A 16,442-nucleotide genomic window follows, 5' to 3' on the forward strand; every position below is an offset into this window, starting at 1 on the left:
CGACCGGCACCGGCAGGGCCGATGCTACGGTCATGGGCATGGGCAAGCCCAACCCGGCGAAGGTACGCGATCTGACGCCCAAGAAGAAGTGCTGCAAGTCCAAGACCCGCTGCGTCCGCTGCCCCGTCGTCATCCACCGGATGACGAAACTCGACATCGCGGGCATGAGCAAGAAGGACCTGAACAAGGCACTCAAGAAGGCACGCGCGGTCTGAGGCGCCGGTAGCACTCACTTCTTCACTGACAGCGCTCACCTCCTCACTGACAGCGCCCGACCCGACGTTGACAGCACCCCCACCTGCAGGGATCAGCCGATCGCAGCCTCGACGACGCCGAGGAGGAGTTCGCGCACATCGAGGTCGCTGATGTCGGCGACCGGGTCGAGTGCGCGGGTGGAGGCCAGCACCGCGATGCCGTGGATCGACGTCCACAACGTCACGGCGCGACGCCACCGACGCCCCTCCGACATGGGGGCCTCTCGCTTTCCCGACGGTGCGGTGTCGATCGCCGCGTCGAGCACCCGACGGAGTTCGGTCAGCAAGGGCACCGACAGGCTGCGCAGGTCACCTCCGGCACCGTCGAGGATGTCGTGCCGAAACATCAACGCGAACATGGCGCGTCGCCGGACCGCGAAATCGACATACGCGGAAGCGGCATCGAAGAGCCGTGTCCGCGGGTCGCAATCGCTGCCGAGGATCGGCCCCAGCTCACCCGCCAGGTCCTCGAGACCCGACCGGGCCATCGACGCCAGCAGGGATCGGTGCGTCGGGAAATATCGGCGCGGCGCCCCGTGCGACACCCCTGCCCGTCGTGCGATCGCCCGCAGGCCCACGCCGTCGATGCCCTCGGACTCCAGCAGCTCGATCCCGGCGGCGACGATCCGGCCGGACGTGGAATCCGCCGGCGTTGCACTCGTCGAACTCGTCATGTAGACATTGTCTACCAGTTGCGGCGTAGACATTGTCTACGGTGACCGATGAGGGGGAACCATGTGGTACGCGCTCGCCAAGTACGCGGCGATCGGACCGATCCTGCGCATCGTGACCCGCCCGCAGGTCGTCGGACGCGAACACCTGCCGCGTAACGGTCCGGTCATCCTGGCCGCGAACCATCACGCGTTCATCGACTCCCTGCTGCTCTGCCTGATCTCCCGACGACGGGTCACCTTCGTCGCCAAGAGCGAGTACTTCGAACGTCCGGGTGCGATCGGCGCCGCCACCCGATGGTTCTTCTCGGCCATGGGCCAGATCCCGATCGATCGGCGCGGCGGCGCACACTCGGATTCCGCGCTCGGTGCGGCCATCGACACGGTGACCCGCGGTGAGGTCTGGGCGATCCACCCCGAGGGCACGCGCACGCCGGGTGACGCGGTCTATCAGGGCCACACCGGTGTCGTCCGGGTGGCCCAGGCCACCGGTGCGCCGATCATCCCGATCGGCCTGCGGGGCAGCGCACGGGTGAACCCACCACACACCCGGATCTGGCGTCCGCACCGCGTCGCCGTCGTCATCGGACGCCCCGTCGAATGCGAAGACATCGCGAACTCCGACCCCCGGGCCGCCACCGACAGGATCATGCGCGAGGTGGCCGTCCTGGCCGGGCAACCCTACGTCGATACGTATGCCTCGCGACCATGAGCCTCATCGCCGCGACATTCAGCGGAGGCGCCGTCAGTGAAAAGCCGGACGCCGTCAACGAATCAAGAGCGCTGTCAACGGAGAACTGAGCGCTGTCAACGGGATTGAGAGCGCTGTCATCGAAAAACCGAGCGCTGTCAGCGTCGAGGAGGGCGCTGTCAACGACGGTGGGCAGCGGAGTTCGCCGGCCGGCAATCAGCTCGGGGGTGGCGTCGCCCGGCCGTCTCCGGTGACGGCACCATCGGTCTCGGCACCGTCGGCGTCGTTCACGGCGCCGGACGGCCGGACCGCCTGGACGACGATCGCCGCGGCCACCGCCGCGATACCCACGATCTCGACGGCGGGCGGGATCTGCCGCAGCACGATCACTCCCACGACCGCGGCGGTCACCGGCAGCAGGGCGAGCAGGATGGCGAACTGCGCGCGCCCGACGCTGCGCAGGATCACCTGGTCCAGTGCATACGGCAGTGCCGTGGACAGGATGCCCGGCAGCACACCGAGACCCAGCAGCCGAAGGGTCGGGGCGTCGGGATCGAACGCGTCGGTCAGGCCCCAGGCCAGCGGCGAGGTCAGGACCGCGGCGACGACGAAACCCGTTGCGAGATCCTCGATCCCCGAACCGCGCAGCGCCACCCGTTTGCCCAACACGATGTATCCGGCCCAGCACGCGGCGGCGATGAGCGCGAACGCCAGCCCGGCCGGCGTCGCCGACCACTGCACGTCGACGATCAACGCGACACCCACGACGGCCAGCAGCAGGGCGGCGATGTCGCGCCGCGTCCGGGAGCCGAACGCGGCCACGGCCACCGGACCCAGGAACTCCAGTGCCACCGTGGTTCCCAGTGGTAGTCGGTCGAGCGCCTCGTAGAAGGCGATGTTCATCGCGGCGGTGATCAGGCCGAACACCCCGGCAAGCACGAGTCGGTCCCGACGCCAGGCCGCCACCGGCGGACGCACCCACACCACCAGGGCGACGGCGGCACCGGCGATCCGCAACCACGCCACCGCGGCGGGCTCGAGACGATCGAACAGGCCCACCGCGATCGCGGCCCCGAGGTACATCGACGTACCGCCGACGAGCATCAATCCCGGCGCCGTCAGCGTCTGTGCGAGCCGACGACTCATCGCGAGCGCTCCCCCAGCGTCGCCACCAGTTGTGGCAGCCACGCCGTGTCCGCGGGCACCATCTGTGCCGCGGCGGCCAGTGCCGTCAACTCCTCGGCATCGACCCACCGTACGGCGCGATGCTCGAGCGCCACCGGCTCGCCGTCGACGACCCGCGCCCACATCGCCACCAGGACGAGGTCGCCGCTCAGCGAAACATGTTCGCGCAGAGCCTCACCCACGCTGACGTCGACGCCGAGCTCTTCGGCCAGTTCCCGGCGCAGTGCCGCCGCGTCGGACTCCCCCGGCTCCGCCTTGCCGCCGGGCAGCTCCCAGAGCCCGGCAACCTCGGGCGGTCGGTCACGTTGCGCGAGAAGAAGTTTGCGGCCCGAGGGATCGATGATCGCCCCGGCCAGGACATGTCGGGGCGTCATGACCCGATCACCGCCACCCGTTCGGGCACCAGGCGCAAGGTGACGACGTCGCCCACGCCGACCGACGCCGGCCCGACCGCGTCGTACTCGCCGGACTCGGTGCGCACCCGTAGTCGCGGTCCGGACGGCAGGTCGGCGACGACGAGGACCGAGCCCCGGATCGCCGATCCTTCTGCCGACGATCCCTTTGCGGTCGCACCGACCGGCGTCGCCCGGACCGACTCGGCCCGCAGGCCGAGTTCCACGGAGTCCGCGGCGACATCGAGGTCGATGTGCCCGAGGCCGGTGTCGAACCGGCGCGGACCGGCGTCAGAGCCGGGGCGGGCGTCGGCGGTCGCCGTCGCCGGGATCACCGAGGTGCATCCCAGAAACCGTGCGGCCCAGGCATCGACGGGCGTGCTCCATAGTTGCGCCGGGGTGGCCGACTGGACGATCGCACCGTCGCGCATGACCGCGATCAAGTCACCCATCAGGGCCGCCTCGGCATGGTCGTGGGTCACCACGATCGTCGGGGTTCCGGCCTCCCGCACGATCTCGGCGATCTCGGTCGCGAGGCTGTCCCGCAAGCGCCGATCGAGTGCGGCGAGGGGTTCGTCGAGCAACAACAGACGCGGCCGCGGGGCCAGCGCCCGCGCGAGCGCCACGCGCTGCGCCTGCCCGCCGGACAGCGCCTCCACCCGGCGATTCCCGGTACCGGGCAACCGGACGAGGTCGAGCATCTGCGCCACCCGCTCGGCGATGGCGGCCCGTGACCACCTGCGCATCCGCAGACCGTAGGCGACATTGGCGGCGACGCTGCGTCCGGTGAAGAGTTGACCGTCCTGGAAGACCACGCCGAAATCGCGCTTATGCGCGGGGATCCGGGCGAGATCCACGCCGTCGAAGCGGATCGTCCCGGCGTCGGGTCGCTGCAGTCCGGCGACCGCCCGGATCACGGTGGATTTGCCGCAGCCGGACGGTCCGAGCAAGGCGGTCACCAGCGAATCACGTTCGCCCACAGACCAATTGAGACCGTCGATGATGGTCTCCGAACCGTAGGAGACGCGCAGACCATTGAGCTCCAACATCAGATCAGTGCCCCCGTCCGCGGCCGCAGGAACTCCACGAGGAGCACTGCACCGGCGGTGACGAGCACCAGCACCATCGAGGCCGCCATCGCGGTGGCCAGTTCGGTCGCTCCCGGTCGATTGAGTGCCGACCCGATCATGACCGGCAGCGTCGTGGTGTCGGCACGTGCGAGGAAGCTGGTTGCGCCGAACTCGCCGAGCGCCATCACGAAAGCGAACCCTCCTGCCGCACCGACAGATCGGCCGATCAGAGGCAGATCCACGGTGGCGAACACCCGCAGCGGCGAGGCGCCGAGAACCGCGGCCGCTTCACGCAACCGCTGCGGCACCGCCTCCAGTGCCGGGATGACGATGCGGACGACGACGGGTATCGCGATCAGTGCCTGTACGCACGGGATGACCACCGGCGACGCCGCGACCTCCGGCGGGAGCGCGGCGAGCACGATGAGATAGCCGAAACCCAGTGTCACCGCACTGATTCCGAGCGGGATCATCGCAAGTCCGTTGCCGATCACCCCGGCCACTCCCCGCGAGCGATGCAACGCGAGGCCGGCGAGCAGACCCACCACCACCGCGATCACCACCGCCAGCAGCGCGGTCGTCAACGAATACCGCAGTGTGGCTAGGGGCGTCACACCGTTGACGGGCACCGACATGGCCCGGTATCCGTCGAGTGTCCACCGCCCACCGACGCTCGGACGCACCGAACGGATGGCGAGCGCCAGGATCGGCCCGACGAGTAGCGCCAGTGTCCAGGCCCAGGCGCCGATGATCGCGAGCCAGGTGACGCCGACGATCGGCGGCGGGCGACGACCGGCCCGGGCCGAACCCGACGACGAGCCGGTATCACTGAAGACCCTGCTGCACACCAGGACCGCGACCACCACCACGATCTGCAGCATCGACAACAGGACCGCTTCGGGGATACGGAAGTAGCCGACGGCCTGGGTGTAGATCTCGGTCTCCAGGGTGCGCAGCGCCCCGCCGCCGAGGATGATGATCACCCCGAAGCTGGTGGAGCAGAACAGGAACACCAGGGTGGCCGCGCCGCCCAGCGCCGGCATCAGCCGTGGCGCCACCACCGTCCACCACGCACGTGACCGCGAGGCGCCCAGGGTGCGCGCGGCCTCCTCGGCGCGGGTGTCCAGCGATCGCCACGCCGCCCCGACGACCCGCACCACGACCGCCACGTTCAGGAAGGCGTGTGCAGCGAGCACGGCGGTCCACCCGTCGCCGATACCCAGCCCGTCGAGGGGGCCACTGAACAGTGCCCGAAATGCCACGCCCACAACGACAGTCGGCAACACGAACGGCACCGTCACGATCACCGTGAGCACCACCGCCCCCGCGCCCGGCATCCGGACATACAGCCAGACGATCGGGATTGCGACGACGAGCGCGAGCAGCGTCGAGGCGCCCGCCTGGGCGAGCGTGACTCCCAAGAGGTGCCAGGCGTGGGTCCGATCGATGAGCGCGCCGATCGAATCATCGGGTTTGCGCACGGTGATCGCGCGCCGGACCAGCGCCGCCACCGGCCACAGGAAGAAGATCGCCAGAAACGCCACCGGGATCACCCGGAGCGCGACTGCCCCACTGGCGGTAGCCGCCCGGCCGGGAGTTGCGACCATCAGCGACCGACCGCGGCCCGCCACTGCTCGAGCCACGAGTCCCGGTTCTGGGTGACGTACTCCGGCGGCAGGGTCACCGTCCACTGGGGTAGCGGGGCACGTTGCGCCCAGCCGTCGGGCAGCGGCGTGTTCTTCTGCACGGGATAGACGTACATCGACGACGGCAGTGCGCGCTGCACCGTCGGACTGAGCATGAAGTCGATGACCTTGCGTGCCCCGGTGGCGTTGCGGGTGCCCTTGAGGATGCCGACGTATTCGACCTGACGGAAGCACCCGTCGAGCAGGGCGCTCGTGCCGGGTGTGGCGGCCGGCGACGAGGCGTAGGACAGCACGATCGGCTTGTCCCCGTGACCCTCACCCGCACTGAACAGTTGGTTGTAGGCGATCTCCCACCCGGACACGATGGCCGCACCGCCGCCGCTGACGTCCTTCCAGAAGGACTGCCAGTTGCTCCCGAACATTCCGACCGTGGTGAGCAGGAACGCCATTCCCGGCGACGATGTCCCCGGGTCGAGCAGCGCGGCCTGCGCGGCGAACGTCGGCTCGGTCAGGTCACGGATGCTCTTCGGCGGTTGCTGGCCGCGGCTGGAGTACCAGGTGTCGTCGATGTTCAGGCACACGTCACCGCGGTCGACCGCCGTCAGCTGATCTTCGGCGCCGGCGATCGCGAACTCCGAGGCACCATTGGCGGCCGCGGGAGGGGCGTAGGCCTCCAACGCCCCGGCGTCGATGGGCCGGGAGGCGAAGGTGTTGTCGATGCCGTAGACGACGTCGGCCTTGGGCGATCCGGGGGTCAGCGACACCGTCGAGGCGAGTTGGCCCGCATCGCCGCTCTTGATCACCTTGAGCGTCAGTCCGGTCTCGTTGCGGAAGGTGTCGAGGACGTCGTGGGGCAGGCTGAACGAGTCGTGGGTGAGCATCGTGACCTCGGCGCCGGACTGCGCGTTGTCGCCACAGGCGGTGATAGTCGCCGCACCGACGATCATCGTGATCAGCGCGACGCCGACACGCACGAGTCGTGCGGGCATCGCCGATCGGGGCGGTCGGACACGGCCATATGGGTTGCTCACGGGACTCCCTGTACGGGTGAAGCTGGACGGTGATGCGGTAAAGGATGGTGCGGTGAGGATCAGCGCGCCCGCGGGAGCACACCGGATCGATCTAACCAGGTCGTCGCCCGTCACACGACACCACCAGCGACGCACCATCAGTAACAATTGCATCAATAGTCACATCTGCAACAGCTGGCGCGCGGTAGGCTGCCTGGACACCGCCCCTCCCATGGGGCTTAGACTGATCCGCGACCTCGTGGGCCCGCTCCGATGTCGGCCCACACCGACTCTTGTGAGGACACCAGCCTCGTGCGACATCATGCATCGATGCGACGACCCCATCGCCTGATCGCGGCCACCACCGCCGCCCTCGCGATGTCGTTGGCCATCCCTGCCGTCGTCTCCGCAGCACCGACGACACCCGCCGCCCCGTCCACATCGGCAGCGCCGAGCACCCCGGCCCCCCAGCCGGATCAGCGCACCCTCGACTCGCTCGGCGCGTTCGCACCCGCGATCATCGGCTCGGTGACCACGCCGGGTCCCGACGGGCAGATCAATCCCGATCTGATCCACCAGGCCCAGGCCATGGCCGACAATCGCCAGCTGCCCGCCCAGGTCCGCGAGATCTGGCAGCAGATCGTCGATTTCCTCGGCGAACCGGGTGAACGGCAACTCGCCGCCGCACAGGTCGCCGAGCGCCGGGTCGCCAAGCCGGGCGAGCCGGAGATCCCGCAGGGACCGGGCGCACCGAAGATCCAGCAGTTCCTCTACCCGACATTGGGCTTCGGCTGCATGCCGGGCAACGGCAATTCCCTCGGCCGCGCCCTGGTGACCGCCGGCCCGCAGGCCGCGCCGGCCCCCGGCCCGAAGCGTGGACAGGCCGGATACGTCTACACCAGCCTCGGCACGGGCCCGGCGATCAATAGCCCGTCGCGGAAGCTGTGGGCCAGCTGGATCAACATCGACAACGGTCGTACCGGGCAGACGCAGCTCAAACGCAACGACAAGATCAATGCGACCAGCGGGCCGGGAACCTTCACCGGCATCGCGAGCACCGGCAAGGGCCGCATCATCTCCACGATCTACGGCGACGTGACCACCAAGACCAAGGGCCGCGTCATCTCCTGCACAATCGCGCCGACCATCGGGCTCGCAATCATCTGAGCACACCCACGACGCCAGCGCCCCGGCCGATCGGCCGGGGCGCTGCTGCGTTCCGAGCATCTCCCATCGATCGCGGCCACATCACAACTCGGCTTCTCAGCTTGTTCACATCGCAACATTCGTGTTCTCTTTTAACTTAAGCATCATCTGTCACATCCGTCCCACCTTCCCGGGTGGGGCGTTTTTTGCGCCCGAGGAGAACTATGAGCAGCGCCATCCGTACCCGACCTCGCCGCCTGGTGAGGACCGTCTCCGGCCTCGCCGTCGCGGTCGCCGTCGCGACCGGCGGTGCAGGACTCGCACATGCGGCCCCGGCCACCACTCCGGCAGCACCGGCATCCCCGGCCGCCCCCTCGACGGCGACGCCCTCGACTCCGAACGGTCTGCTGCCCGATGAGATGGAACTCGGCGCCGTGCCCCTCGACAGCGCACTGGCCCAGGGCGTGCGCACGCTGAAGGATGCCGGCGCCGATCAGATCGCCCTCAAGGCCGCCGAGACCATCAAGAACAGCGTGGGACAGATCTCTCCGGATCAGATCACCGCGTTGCTCGGTCAGTTACCTCTCGACGGGCTGACCGGTGGCGGCACCACCGTTGCCGCGAGCACCGATGTCGCCGCCTCCACCGATCCACTGTCAGTGTTGCGCACCTTGGGAATTCAGTCCTTCACGCCCTCTGTGGCACCGTTCTGCGCGGCCCCCACCGCCGACAACCCGCTCGGTCTGGTCACCGCGGGCGCCGGTGCGGTGGCCGGCCCGTGGCCGATGAAGACCGAACCGACCACCGCCCTCAACACACTGCTGCAGCAGCTCTTCCCGAACCTTCCCGCTCTCAAACCGTTCAATCTCGTCCAGGACGGCCAGACCGCATACGCGTTCGTGCCGGCCACCGCGACCACCGGCGGCAAGATCCAGGTGGCGTGGTTCAACACCAGCACCCTGCAGGGCGGTTTCGCCGACCTCGAACCCCTGGGCGGCCAGAACAACGCCATCATGTCGAAGATCTTCGACCAGCTCGGCGCCGTACGTCTGGCACCGGTGAACACCGGCAAGGGCACCATCCTCTCGGCCGTCTACGGAACCGCCCAGAACGGTGAGACCACCTGTTACTTCCTTCCCGCGGTCGGCGTCGTCAGCGCATGATCACCATCCGACGCAGACCCCGCTGGGTCGCACGCAGAACCCGGACGGCAACCGCCGCGGTGGCCACCGTGATCGCCGTGGCCACCGGGGTCACCGGATCGGTCATCGGCCTGGCCCAGGCCGATCCCGAGGCCGCCGTCGATTCGGCATCCCCGGCCGACACCACCACCTCCGCGCCGACAACATCGACGGGGACCGCGGCGATGACCGCCGGCGGACAACCCGGGACCGTCTACGCCAATCGGGAAATCCCCGGCTCGCGGCTGTATGCGGGCGCCGGGCGCGGCTATCAGTTCACGTACTGGAGCGTGGGTGCCGACGCCCAGCCGCATCTGTCGACCGGATCGCTCTACCTCCCCACCCGTTCGGCGCCGCGCGGCGGCTACCCGGTCGTGGCGTTGGCACACGGTTCCCGTGGTATCGCCGACGAATGTGCGCCGTCGGTCCACCCGACCGACGCCGACCTCGACGCGCTGCGCACCTGGCTCAGCCGTGGCTACGCGGTGGTCGGCACCGACTATGCGGGGCTCGGAACCAGTGGCACCCCACAGTATTTCGACCTCCAGGCCACCGCACGCAACATCGTCGACGCGGTGGCGGCCGGGCACGACATCTCCGACCAGCTGTCCCGCAGGTGGGCGGTGGTCGGCGAGGGTCAGGGCGCGTCCGCGGCGGTCGTCCTGGCTCGCGGCGTCTCCGGTGCCCGTAGTGCGGATATGGACTACCGCGGCTCCGCGGCCACCTCCATCCCGGCCGAATTCGCTTCCGTGATCGGCAAACTCGGGCCCGCCACCACGATCACCGCACCCCCGGTGTGGGTGGCCGACGCGCTGTACACCTTGGCCGCGATCGGTGAGACCCACCCCGAGGTCGGCCTGAACGCCTACCTGACCGACACCGGGCGGTCCTGGGTCGCCAAGGCCAAGGACCTCTGCGTCGGAGACCTCACCCGTGCGGCCACCGGACTCGACCTCGGCTCGTTGTTCAGCAAACCACTCTCCGGCAACACCGACCTCACCACGCTGCTGACGAGCGCATCCACTCTGCCGACACGCGGATTCACCCGACCGGTGCTGATGTCGCAGACCCTGCAGGACTCCGCGGTGATCGTGCCGTTGACGCTGAAGTACATCACCGACGCCCGCACCGACCGCCTCGTCGACGGCCGGACCTACCTCACGCCCGTCGCGTCGCAGGCGGAGTCCATGTCGGACAACGACGTCCGCGCCTTCGTCGCGCGTGTGACCCGGTGATCTCGCGAACCTACGTCGCCGCCGCCGCGCTCGCCTCCGTCGTCGGCGCCCTCGGATCCCGACGAGGCGCCGCCGTCACCAAGCCGATTCCGTTGGCGCTGTTGGCCGGGGCGGTCATCCGCGGATGGCGGGGCCGGTCGGGGATCGACAACGCGTTGCTCACCGCGGCAGTGACGTCCTCGGCGGCCGGCGATCGGGCGATGCTCCTCGAGGAGTTCACCGCTCCGTCGCCGGCCGACGGTGAGCGCCGGCTCGCAGTGGGGCATCCGTTGACCCTCAAGGACTCTCGGCTCGCGGGCGGCGCCACCCTGTTCGCTGGTGCCCAACTGTCCTACTGTGCGTTGCTCTGGCGACGGGGTGCTCGACCCCGTGCACGAACCCTGCTCCCACGGGTGGCGGTCCTCGGCGAGTCCGCCGCCGTGATCGCCGCGCACCGGCCTCGGCTGCTCGCGGTGCTCGGCCCCTACGGCAACACGCTCGCCACCATGTCGGCCCTTGCCGCCGACGCACCGACAAATCAGCCCGCGCTGCGCGTGGGTGGGCTGCTGTTCCTCGCATCGGATCTCACGATCCTCAACCGGCGTCATCTGATCGGCCACCCGGTCCTGCGGCAACTTACCGAGACCTGGGTGCTGGCAAGCTATTTCGCGGCGCAGGCGTTGCTCGTCGACGGCCTTGCGGACTGACGATCACCGAGGTGATCACTTGGCCTTGGCGGCCGTCCTACTCGCCCGTGCCGACAATTCCGAGTCGGCGACCGCATCCATGTCCTCGAGTTCCATCCCCTTGGTCTCGCGCACCTTGAACCTGACGAAGAAGAACGACGCCGCCGCACAGAACGCGAAGAAACCGTAGATCCAGCCGAGTCCGACGACCTTGCTCATCTGCGGGAACAGCATCGAGATGATGAAGTTCGCGATCCAGTTGAACGCAGTGCAGACGCCCAGTGCGACACCGCGAATGCGGTTCGGGAACATCTCGCCGAGCATCACCCACATGACCGGCCCCCAGGTGGCGGCAAAGGCGACGACGAACAGGTTCGCACCGATGAGGGCGATGGTGCCCCAGGGGTCGTCGAGGGTGGTCTTCGGCGCGCCGTCCACCACCGTGGTCGACGCCTGGGTGAACGCCACACACGCCATCACCAGACCGATGAACATACCGATCGAGCCCCACAGCAGCAGCACCCGGCGGCCGATGCGGTCGACGAACAGGATGGCTACGAATGTCATGCCGACGTTGATCGCCGAGGTGATCACCGAGGTCGTGAACGCGTCGTCGGTGGAGAATCCGACCGACTCCCACAGCGTCGTGGAGTAATAGAAGATCGCGTTGATGCCGACGAACTGCTGGAAGACGGCGAGCCAGATACCCACCCACACCAGCGGGTGCAAACCGAAGGACGGACCGCGGATATCCGAGAGCGAACTGGCCTTCTCCCGTTTGACCGTCAGTCGGATCTCCTTGACCCGATCAAGCGGATTCGGTTCACCGGTCACCTCCTGCAGGATGCGGGCGGCCTCCTCATCTCGGTTGCGGCCCACCAGATATCGCGGCGACTCCGGGATCGACAGGGCGAGCAGACCGTAGATCACCGCCGGGACGACACCGACGAGGAACATCCACCGCCATGCCTCCAGGCCCCACCACAATTCCTGTTCGGGACCGCCGGCGGTGTTCTGCAGCAAGGTGTCCGAGAGCAACGCCGCGAAGATGCCGAGGGTGATCGCCAGCTGCTGCATCGACGCGAGGGCACCGCGGTAGCGGGCGGGCGCGATCTCGGCGATGTAGGCCGGCGCGATGACCGACGCGATGCCGATGCCCAGACCACCGAGGACGCGCCACAGCAACAGATCCCACAGCGTCTGGGTGTAGGCCGTCCCGATCGCCGAGATGACGAACAGGATCGAGCCGAGCAGCATCACCCGTTTACGGCCCCAGACGTCGGCGAGTCGGCCGGCGAACCAGGCACCCACCGCACACCCGAGCAGCGCGATCGCGACGGCGAATCCGTTGACCAGGAAGCTCAATTCAAAGGTGTCCTGGATGGAGCTGACTGCACCGTTGATGACCGAACTGTCGAAACCGAAGAGGAAACCACCGACCGCCGCGGCGATCGACACCGCGATCACCTTGGCCGTATGTTGCTCCGCGATCTCCGCGTTGTGCGCTTCAGACATGCAGAACCCATCTGTCCGGGTCCGTCGCTTGGAATCGATCGGACGACTGCGGCTTACGCTACTCGGCCAAGTGGTGCATTCCGCGGGGTTTCACCCGGAGACCCGCCGTTCGATGTCCGATGGTTACCCGGGGAAACGGTTCGCCCTCAGTCGGGTGCAGCCGCTCAGGCCGTGGCCCGGCCACCACATGTAGAGGTCTGCGCGTTGACCATCGGCACGAACGCCAGCGCACCGATCTTCTGATGGATGGTGAACGACACCGGACCACGACCGGGGTGCAGCACCACCTCCCAGCTCACCGTCTGCGCGCGGCTCGGCACGCGCACCGTCCCGGTGCGACCGGTCGCGTTGTTGCGCCACGTGACCATCACCTCGACGGTGAACTCGAGCACGCCGGGTTTGCTCCGCGACGATCCGATCAGTGCGATAGCCGGTCCCGGCAGCCCGTCGGACGGGAAGGCGATCTGGTTGTAGACGTCCACCCACACCGGAATCGGCGGCGCCGGCCACGGATTGGCACTGTCACAGCGGATGGTGGTGACGTAGTTGGACGGCGAACTCGGGGCCGCACCGGCCGTCGAGGACGCCCCGATCAACGCCGTGGCCGCCATCATCATCGCCACCACGACCGAACCGATGCGACGCATGAGGACTCCACCTCGTCGTATCGACAACCCCGACCCACTCCCCGATCGTCTACGTCCGGACCCACGCAGCATGGCGCTCATTCTAGGGGCACTACCCTCGGGGCATGGCGAAACTGCAGATTGCCCAGGACCCGGCCGCCGACGAGTTGCTGTCCACCGACCCGTTCGCGCTGCTCACCGGGATGCTTCTGGATCAACAGTTTCCGATGGAGCGCGCCTTCGCCGGGCCGGCGAAGATCCGCGACCGCTTCGGCAGCCTCGATCCCGCCGCGATCGCCGACGCCGATCCCGAGGCCTTCGCCGACCTGTGCGCCACCCCACCGGCGATTCACCGGTACGGCAGATCGATGGCCGGGCGTGTGCAGGAACTGGCGCGTGTCGTGGTCGAGGAGTATGGCGGCGATGCCGAACGGATCTGGACCGAAGCGTCCACCGGCGCGGATCTGCTGGCGCGGGTGCGTGCCCTGCCCGGCTTCGGTGAGCAGAAGGCCAAGATCTTCACCGCGCTGGTGGCAAAGCAGTTGGGGGTCACGCCCACCGGGTGGACGAAGGTCGTCGGCGACTACGGCAAGAAGGGCTTTCGGTCGGTCGCCGACGTGACCGACCCGGAATCCCTGCTGAAGGTGCGCGAGTTCAAGAAGGCCGCGAAGGCGGCCGCCAAGAAGTAGGCCGCAACCCCGCCGTGGAATGACGCCACCGTGGAATGACGCCACCGAGGAGTGACGCCGGCGACGATCGCCGCCTCCGATGGCCTACAGTGCGCTCATGGGTTCACCCACGGGCAAGGATGCGGGCCGACGCGACACGGGTAGCGCTCAGATCGATGTACGCGCGCTGGTCGAGTTCCCCTTCCAGATCGGTTTCGCCGTCACCGGCGTGACATTGACCGCCGCGGAATCGGCGATCAACATCGCCCGTATCACCGCCGCGAGCGTGCAGAGCGAGGTCAACCACGCCCTCGGCATCTCCGGTGACGAACTCGGCAGCACCTGGGCTCCGTTGGCGCTCCTCGGCCAACTCGCCGACCTGCTGGGTCCGGACCGGCCGTTCGGGCGGATCGTCGCGCCGGGCGGGCCGCTGGAACGCCTTCTGGTCCCCGGCGGGGTGATCGACCGACTCACCGCCGAACACGGCCTGCTGGACAAGCTCACCGCGCCGGGCGGCATCCTCGATCAGATGACCGAGGACGGCGGCATCCTGACGCGGCTGACGGCGAAGGACGGACCGCTGGACCGACTCACCCGCACGGGCGGTGTCGTCGATCAGTTCACCGAGAACGAGGGAATCCTCGAACGTCTCACCTCCGAGGGCGGCATCGTCGACAAACTGACCGCACCCGACGGCGTCCTGGAGAAGGTCACCGCTGCCGGCGGCATCCTTGATCGGATGGCCGAGGACGACGGGCTTCTCGATCAGCTCGTCGGTGAGAACGGTGCGGTGGAACGTGCCATCGCACCCGGCGGCCCCCTGGACCTGATCACCCAGCTGACCGAGGTCATCAGCGAACTCGCCCCGAATCTGCTGGCGATGCAGGACACCGTGCATGAGCTCGCCGAGACCGTCGATCTGCTGAATCAGTCGGTGGCGCCGCTCGGTGGGCTCGCCGACCGGCTGCCCAAGCGCCTGACGCGCGGGGCAAAGGGCACCGGCGACGTCACCGGGCCGCAGCGGGGCGGCCGGGAGACCCCGGACCAACCACAGATCTCGCCGTAGCGCCGCGGGCGGTCATTCGGCCCGGCTCAGCGCCGCGTACACCTCGCCGACGGCTGCGGTGAGCAATTGCACGTACCGATCCACATCCGGACAGATCCGCGGGTCGGCGATCACCGAGATCGTCACCGTGTCACCGAGTCCGTGCACTCCGTGGTTGAGGCCGTGCACCGATGACAGGGCCGGGAATCCCGCGGTGAACACCGACCGACCGCCACGTCCTCCCCCTGCACCGCCGGCATCGGTGGCGCCGATCGTCAGGTCGGCGTCGCCGCGATCGACCGACGAGACCACCGTGAGTCCGTCGATCCGCGCCGGAACGGTGCCCAGGTCGGCGCTGCGCACCCCGAGTATCCGCAGCGGCGCCGGCGTGAGGTGTTCGGCCCGACGCGATGCGCGCGCGGCGCCGGTCTCGGGTTGACGAGCGGCGGCGATCGCGGCCGCGATGGCCCTGGACCGCTCGCCGAGGTCGGCGATGTCGATGCGCAGATCGATACTCGCGTTGCGAAAGGTGTTCCGCGAGCGCCGTTCGGCTCCGGTGCGCGCGACCGGCAAGGTCACCACGCAACGTTCGAGATCGTCGCCGAGGTAGCGGGGCAGTGCCATCGAGATCACCAGGAGTGCACCGATGGTCACGGTGAGCGCGCCGCCGCACCGCAGTCGCCCGGCGTCGACGGTCACCGTCCGCAACACCCGGGCGTCACCCGGGACCTTGTTGATGCGAGACGGTGCAACACCGGATGGTTCGGCGCCTGCCGGCGGTCTCGCGGCGAGGCGCCGATGGCGATCGAATGCGACTGCACCCCAACCGAACATGAGCAACGTCTGGATCGGCAGCCATGCCAGTGCACGAACACCGGCCAGCCCGGTCGCGAGCGCCGACGGCACCACCGCCTGCCGCGGCCGGTCATCGGGAGGTATCCGATCCTCGGAAAACAGTTGTCGTGCAAGGGCGCTCGTGCGACGACCATCTCCCAGCGCATGCACGACCTGAAGCACCGCGACCACAAGATCTGTGCCACCGGAGCCGATGTCGCATCCGATCGGGGCCGGATCGTCCGGTGGGGACACTCCTTCGAAGAGGTGCAGCCGCCAGGGATGTTCCCGCGCGTCGAGCGGTGCGGTCATCTCCTCGGCGATCCGATCGAGACAGTCCTGCCATCGCATCGGTCCCGGACGTCGTCGAATCTGTTCGGCCGCTGCATATCTCGTGGCCCAGCAGGGACGGTCGAGATTCGCCGGGACGTCAACGACGTGGATGTTGAGATCTCCGATCAGCCGAGCTCGGCGGAGTAGGGTGCCGGCCAGGTCCGCGTTCTCGGTCGTCGGTGAGGTGAAGGCGTACACCAGGAACTGGTCGCTGTGCGCCCGGCTCGCCATCCAGTACCACAGCGCGTCGGAGGGTTGCATCCGCTCCACCGCAT

At 68.5% G+C, this 16,442-nt stretch carries 17 protein-coding genes; 8 read left to right on the forward strand and 9 right to left on the reverse strand.

Translation table 11 applies throughout. The features are described from left to right. The first annotated feature begins 38 nt into the window (after window positions 1–38). Entirely contained in the window at window positions 39–215 is a 177-nt protein-coding gene (locus tag ACWETB_RS14070; protein ID WP_452211731.1) for a hypothetical protein, read from the forward strand. 92 nt (window positions 216–307) lie between these two features. Here the strand turns inward: ACWETB_RS14070 and ACWETB_RS14075 are convergent, their stop codons facing one another. Next, on the reverse strand, window positions 308–928 hold the full coding sequence (locus tag ACWETB_RS14075) for a TetR/AcrR family transcriptional regulator (protein WP_452211733.1): 621 nt from the start codon (window positions 926–928) through the stop codon (window positions 308–310). A gap of 61 nt (window positions 929–989) precedes the next feature. Between ACWETB_RS14075 and ACWETB_RS14080 the strand changes: the two genes are divergently transcribed. Beyond that, window positions 990–1,637, forward strand: coding sequence for a lysophospholipid acyltransferase family protein (locus ACWETB_RS14080; protein WP_452211735.1), 648 nt, complete (start codon window positions 990–992; stop codon window positions 1,635–1,637). A 195-nt stretch (window positions 1,638–1,832) separates the two neighbouring features. Here ACWETB_RS14080 and ACWETB_RS14085 read toward each other — a convergent pair whose 3' ends face one another. From ACWETB_RS14085 to ACWETB_RS14105, 5 genes are read right to left on the reverse strand one after another with little or no spacing between them, the layout of a single operon-like run. Continuing rightward, window positions 1,833–2,762, reverse strand: coding sequence for an EamA family transporter (locus ACWETB_RS14085; protein WP_452211737.1), 930 nt, complete (start codon window positions 2,760–2,762; stop codon window positions 1,833–1,835). Beyond that, entirely contained in the window at window positions 2,759–3,175 is a 417-nt protein-coding gene (locus ACWETB_RS14090; protein WP_348807221.1) for a (deoxy)nucleoside triphosphate pyrophosphohydrolase, read from the reverse strand. The genes ACWETB_RS14085 and ACWETB_RS14090 overlap by 4 nt, the downstream gene beginning before the upstream one ends. Continuing rightward, complete coding sequence (locus ACWETB_RS14095) at window positions 3,172–4,242, reverse strand: ABC transporter ATP-binding protein (RefSeq protein WP_449743084.1); 1,071 nt, start codon at window positions 4,240–4,242, stop codon at window positions 3,172–3,174. The genes ACWETB_RS14090 and ACWETB_RS14095 overlap by 4 nt, the downstream gene beginning before the upstream one ends. Further along, window positions 4,242–5,870, reverse strand: a complete 1,629-nt coding sequence (locus ACWETB_RS14100) for an ABC transporter permease (RefSeq protein ID WP_452211740.1) — start codon at window positions 5,868–5,870, stop codon at window positions 4,242–4,244. Before ACWETB_RS14100 ends, ACWETB_RS14095 begins: the two co-directional genes overlap by 1 nt. Further along, window positions 5,870–6,898 carry a thiamine ABC transporter substrate-binding protein gene (locus ACWETB_RS14105; protein WP_452211827.1) on the reverse strand — a complete coding sequence of 343 codons (1,029 nt, stop codon included), beginning with the start codon at window positions 6,896–6,898 and terminating at the stop codon, window positions 5,870–5,872. The genes ACWETB_RS14100 and ACWETB_RS14105 overlap by 1 nt, the downstream gene beginning before the upstream one ends. A 351-nt stretch (window positions 6,899–7,249) precedes the next feature. Here ACWETB_RS14105 and ACWETB_RS14110 point away from each other — a divergent pair, with 351 nt between their 5' ends. The 4 genes from ACWETB_RS14110 to ACWETB_RS14125 all read left to right on the forward strand — a co-directional run bounded on the left by ACWETB_RS14110 (window position 7,250) and on the right by ACWETB_RS14125 (window position 11,167). Then, entirely contained in the window at window positions 7,250–8,086 is an 837-nt protein-coding gene (locus ACWETB_RS14110) for an Rv1157c family protein (protein ID WP_449743087.1), read from the forward strand. 203 nt (window positions 8,087–8,289) lie between these two features. After that, window positions 8,290–9,228, forward strand: a complete 939-nt coding sequence (locus tag ACWETB_RS14115; RefSeq protein WP_449743088.1) for a hypothetical protein — start codon at window positions 8,290–8,292, stop codon at window positions 9,226–9,228. Further along, window positions 9,225–10,481 (forward strand): alpha/beta hydrolase family protein, encoded by a 1,257-nt coding sequence (locus tag ACWETB_RS14120; RefSeq protein ID WP_449743089.1) that lies wholly within the window; start codon window positions 9,225–9,227, stop codon window positions 10,479–10,481. Before ACWETB_RS14115 ends, ACWETB_RS14120 begins: the two co-directional genes overlap by 4 nt. Continuing rightward, entirely contained in the window at window positions 10,478–11,167 is a 690-nt protein-coding gene (locus ACWETB_RS14125; RefSeq protein ID WP_452211743.1) for a lysoplasmalogenase family protein, read from the forward strand. The genes ACWETB_RS14120 and ACWETB_RS14125 overlap by 4 nt, the downstream gene beginning before the upstream one ends. 15 nt (window positions 11,168–11,182) lie before the next feature. Here ACWETB_RS14125 and ACWETB_RS14130 read toward each other — a convergent pair whose 3' ends face one another. Together ACWETB_RS14130 and ACWETB_RS14135 are read right to left on the reverse strand one after the other, a co-directional pair. Then, window positions 11,183–12,661 (reverse strand): sugar porter family MFS transporter, encoded by a 1,479-nt coding sequence (locus ACWETB_RS14130; RefSeq protein ID WP_449743091.1) that lies wholly within the window; start codon window positions 12,659–12,661, stop codon window positions 11,183–11,185. Window positions 12,662–12,825: 164 nt separating this feature from the next. Further along, entirely contained in the window at window positions 12,826–13,308 is a 483-nt protein-coding gene (locus ACWETB_RS14135; protein ID WP_452211745.1) for a hypothetical protein, read from the reverse strand. Between the two features lie 104 nt (window positions 13,309–13,412). Here ACWETB_RS14135 and ACWETB_RS14140 point away from each other — a divergent pair, with 104 nt between their 5' ends. Together ACWETB_RS14140 and ACWETB_RS14145 are read left to right on the forward strand one after the other, a co-directional pair. Further along, window positions 13,413–13,976, forward strand: coding sequence for an HhH-GPD-type base excision DNA repair protein (locus ACWETB_RS14140; protein ID WP_449743093.1), 564 nt, complete (start codon window positions 13,413–13,415; stop codon window positions 13,974–13,976). A gap of 97 nt (window positions 13,977–14,073) precedes the next feature. Then, on the forward strand, window positions 14,074–15,021 hold the full coding sequence (locus ACWETB_RS14145; protein WP_452211747.1) for a hypothetical protein: 948 nt from the start codon (window positions 14,074–14,076) through the stop codon (window positions 15,019–15,021). A 12-nt stretch (window positions 15,022–15,033) separates the two neighbouring features. On the opposite strand, the gene ACWETB_RS14150 is transcribed toward ACWETB_RS14145, so the two are convergent. Further along, window positions 15,034–16,428, reverse strand: a complete 1,395-nt coding sequence (locus ACWETB_RS14150; protein WP_452211749.1) for a hypothetical protein — start codon at window positions 16,426–16,428, stop codon at window positions 15,034–15,036. Window positions 16,429–16,442: the final 14 nt, after the last annotated feature.

The organism is Gordonia sp. NPDC003950, assembly GCF_053605205.1.